Raw genomic sequence first — 4161 nt, 5'->3', positions numbered from 1 at the left:
TCTCCGACTCAGTAGTTCTATGCCGAGTACCACGGACAAGCACGAATCGATGTCACGCCGGGATTGAGCATCACTACCGTACCCGCCATCGTATCGCCGACTGGCGCACCGGCACTAATCGATGTCACCAATAGTGACTCCATGTGCGCACCGCCAAAGCTGCACATGCTTGGTTTTGTGAAAGGCAATGCAATCGATTGATCCAGCTCTCCCTTCGCCGTGAAACGCAGCAGGCGACCAGCATCATTGGCGCAAGTCCAATAGCCGCCATCGACATCGATGGCCGCGCCATCCGGTCGGCCGCAGTGCTGCGCCATGTCGATGAACACGCGCTGTGCGCTCGGTGTGCCGCTGTCGATGTCGTAATCGAAAGCCCACACCACACGGCGCGAAGGGTGCGAGTCAGACAGATACATCGTGCGCCCGTCGGGCGACCAGGCAAGGCCATTTTGAACGAACAGGTCAGACACAATGGGAATCGATAAACCGTGCACAAAGTCGTATCGGTACAAATGGCCGTGCGCCAGCGCGGACGCCATGTTGAGCGCCATGGTGCCGCTCCAGAAACGTCCCTGGCGGTCGCAACGACCATCGTTAAAGCGCTGGCCCGATACCAGTTCAGGCGGACTGGCCAGAGGCCGGGCCTCGGCCCGATCTTCAAGCGCAGGCAAGCGCACTGCAAACAGACCGCTTTCCATCCCCGCGATCAGGTTGCCTTGTTCGGTCAGGGCGATACAGGCGACCATTTCGTCGCATAACCAATACCGTGCCGCACCGCTGGCGCGATTAAATTGCCAGATCTTGCGTGCCGCAATGTCAACCCAATACCAGAGCGCGTGGCGCGCGCACCAGATCGGGCTTTCGCCGACTGCGCACAGGCCGACATCGAGGATCTCGATGGATGGCTGTTTAGTCATTCGACGTATCACGATATTGCGGGCTGGCCATGGCAAAACCGCCGCCCTGAAAAATGGTGCTGGTGTCATCGGCCGCAGGATAGTCGGCGGTAGCCGGGAACATGTCGGCAAATTGGGTCGAGCTGTCTTTGGCTTGAAAGCCCAGATGCGCCGCCTTGCTGTTGTCCCACCATTTGGCGGCGTTATTGGAGACGCCAAACGCAATCGTGTGGCCGACGCGTGGAGCGAAGAGGGCACAGCGCAAAGACTCGACCAAATCGTCGTAACTGAAATACGTGACCATCATGCGCGGATTGAGCGGGGCCGGAAAACTCGAGCCGATACGCAAGCACACCGTCTCGATACCAAAGCGGTCGTAGTAATAGCGCGAGAGCGATTCGCCGAAACATTTACTGACGCCATACATGCTATCGGGACGGGTCGGCATATCAGCATCGATCATGTCGGTGGTCCGGTAAAAACCGACCGCGTGATTCGAGCTGGCGAAAATAACGCGCTTAACGCCGCAGGTATGCACCGCCTCGTACAGGTTAGCGACGCCCAAAATATTCGCTTGCATGATCGCCTCAAACGGCGCGTCAACAGAAATGCCGCCGAAATGCAAGACCGCGTCGACGCCCTCCATCAATGCGATAACAGCGGCTTTGTCCGACAAATCGCACTGAACAACTTCTTCGCCGTCGCGTGCCTCGCCCAGCGATGCCAGATCGCTCACTCGGATGACATCGGCCCAGGGCTTAATGCGCTCACGTAATATTTTTCCCAGGCCGCCAGCAGCGCCGGTGAGCAAGATTCTTCCAAATGGTTTGATGGCGGATGCAGTTGTCATGGTTTTCTTATGTAGGTATAGCGAAAAATCGGTCCGATCCAAAGAGGCGGATCGATGTTCTGAGGTGAGTGTATCGGGGCTTCGAATGGTGGTGATTATGCCATTGAAAATATTATTTGGCTAGTCCACCTTGTAAAACTGGTCTGACCAGATTACAATCGGTCTCACCAATTTTTGGTTCTGATTATTTCTTTCCTCTCGATATCTCGCACGCCATGATTAAAGACATCCGCCCCACCGAAGTTGTTTCGCCTGAACCGCGCTTGTACCGTGTCGTCGCCGACCGCATCCTGCTGCTCATCGCCGAAGACAAGATCGGCGTCGGCGAACGCCTGCCATCCGAGCGCGATCTGGCCGCAAAACTCAGCGTGAGTCGGCCCTCATTGCGCGAAGCGCTGATCGCCTTAGAACTGGGCGGCGTGGTCGAAGTACGCAGCGGCTCCGGCGTCTATCTTTGCGATCAGGCGGCTGCCAATTCCGACCTGTCAGAAGGCGGTCCCGGTCCTTTTGAAGTCTTGTCGGCACGTCGGTTGATTGAGTCCGAAGTGGCCGCCATCGCCGCACGCGTTGCCACCGACGGTGCCATCGATGCGATCCTTGAGACCGTGCTGGAAATGGAGCGCAATTACGACAACCAGGAAGTCAACGAACAAGCTGACCGCAATTTCCACATTGCCATCGCCCGCGCAACCGGCAACAGCGCCCTGGTCGGCACGGTCGAATATCTGTGGGAACAGCTCGGACGTTTATGGCACCGCTTAAAAGATCATTTCCAGACCGAAGAATTACGCCAGCAAACGCTGATCGATCACCGCGCCATTCTGGCCGCGATCGTCGCCCATGATCCACGCGCCGCACGCGCTGCGATGAGTGCGCATATTGAACGTGTGGCGCGCACGTTTTCAAAAGGATCCATCCAGCCGCCAAAATAACAGCGCCCCCTATTTGTACTTGCAACCTTGAACGTGATGACATTTAAATTTAAAAATTCCGTTCGTACTGAGTAGCCCGTAGGGCGTATCGAAGTATATGCATGCGTTGGTGCATCTTCGATACGGCACTGTGTGCCTAGTCAGTCCGAACGGTCTTAGTGGTGCTGTATATGTCAACACGTTTTGGTTATCCCTAGCGATTTTTAAACGTAATACCCCGATCCGCGGACAAGCCCTGATCCGCCGGACATTTAAAACAAAAGAGACCTGACAATGAAAAAACAACTGTGCGCCTTGCTGATCGCAACCGCTTTTCTCTCTTCGGCAGTCAATGCCACTGAATTCCGTAGCACCGACGTCCAGCCTAACGATTACCCGACCGTGCTAGCTGTCCAATACATGTCGACGCTGCTACAGAAAAAAACCAACAACAAAGACAGCATCAAGGTCTACCCAAACAGCCAACTTGGTAGCGAGCCAGACACGGTCGAGCAAGTCAAGCTCGGTGCGATCGCGATGACCCGCACGCACGCCTCAGCGCTCAACGCCATTTGCCCACAAACTATCCTGCCATCGCTGCCTTTCGTATTCCGCGATACCGGCCATATGCGTCGCGTGCTTGACGGCGCGATCGGCGACGAGATCTTGAAATCGTGCGAATCGCATGGCTTGATTGGTCTGGCTTTTTACGATTCCGGCGCACGTTTTTTCTACACCAAAAAACTGATCAAGAATCTGGCGGACCTGAAGGGTCTGAAAATTCGCGTACCGCAATCGGAACTGTCAGTGGCCATGATCAAGGCGCTCAACGCCAACCCGACACCGATGCCAACCAGCGAAGTCTATACAAGCATCAAGAGCGGCATTGTTGACGGCGCTGAAAACAATTGGTCCACATACCAAACCTCGCACCAGTTCGAAGTAGCACCATTCGCCCTGATCGATGAGCACGACATGACGCCGGAAATCTTGCTGATGTCCAAAACTGTATATGACAAGCTGACGCCGGAAGAGCAAGTTGCGGTACGACAAAGTGCCAAAGAATCGGTGCCCTACATGCGTCAGTTGTGGGATGCACAGGAAGCCAAATCCCGCGGCATAGTCGAAAAATCGGGTGTCGTCATCACGCATCCTAACAAAGCTGAATTCGAAGCCAGCATGCAACCCGTGTACGCCAGGTTCGTCACCACGCCTGAGATGAAAAGCATGCTGGTGCGCATTAAAGAAACCAAATGAGCCAACGCAACCTGACCATTGAAGGATGCGCACGATGAGCGACGACCTCACCATGGAAGCGAGCACTGCGCGCGCTGACAAGGCGGGGGTCGCCGGGGTTGTCTTACCGGCTGCCTTCGTTCTACTGACCCGATGCAATGCCTGGCTGTCGCTCATGTTTATGAGACTGGCAGTGATCGGCCTGATACTGATTGCCGCCGCCGTATTCATCGATTCGTGCTCGATGAACCGGGCGCTTAGAGAAGCT

The 4161-nt window shown here is 55.5% G+C and carries 4 protein-coding genes and 1 pseudogene; 3 read left to right on the top strand and 2 right to left on the bottom strand.

Annotation, left to right across the window (positions count from 1 at the left end):
• Positions 1-17: 17 nt before the first annotated feature.
• Both ACVBEF_RS19940 and ACVBEF_RS19935 read right to left on the bottom strand, forming a co-directional pair.
• The gene (locus tag ACVBEF_RS19940; protein ID WP_447125660.1) at positions 18-917 is read right to left on the bottom strand and encodes an SMP-30/gluconolactonase/LRE family protein; all 900 of its coding nucleotides are present in this window, start codon (positions 915-917) and stop codon (positions 18-20) included.
• A complete protein-coding gene (locus ACVBEF_RS19935) occupies positions 910-1746 on the bottom strand; it encodes an NAD-dependent epimerase/dehydratase family protein (protein ID WP_447125659.1) in 837 nt (278 codons plus the stop codon). The genes ACVBEF_RS19940 and ACVBEF_RS19935 overlap by 8 nt, the downstream gene beginning before the upstream one ends.
• Before the next feature lie 215 nt (positions 1747-1961).
• Between ACVBEF_RS19935 and ACVBEF_RS19930 the strand changes: the two genes are divergently transcribed.
• The 3 genes and pseudogenes from ACVBEF_RS19930 to ACVBEF_RS19920 all read left to right on the top strand — a co-directional run.
• Positions 1962-2678, top strand: a complete 717-nt coding sequence (locus ACVBEF_RS19930; RefSeq protein WP_447125658.1) for a FadR/GntR family transcriptional regulator — start codon at positions 1962-1964, stop codon at positions 2676-2678.
• Positions 2679-2951: 273 nt separating this feature from the next.
• On the top strand, positions 2952-3914 hold the full coding sequence (locus ACVBEF_RS19925; protein ID WP_447125657.1) for a TRAP transporter substrate-binding protein: 963 nt from the start codon (positions 2952-2954) through the stop codon (positions 3912-3914).
• Positions 3915-3948: 34 nt separating this feature from the next.
• Positions 3949-4161, top strand: a pseudogene (locus tag ACVBEF_RS19920) (hypothetical protein); the annotation flags it as partial.

It is taken from the genome of Glaciimonas sp. GG7 (assembly GCF_052976905.1).
Note: the sequence above shows the minus strand (reverse complement) of the source record. Positions and strands in the feature narration are given on the sequence as shown.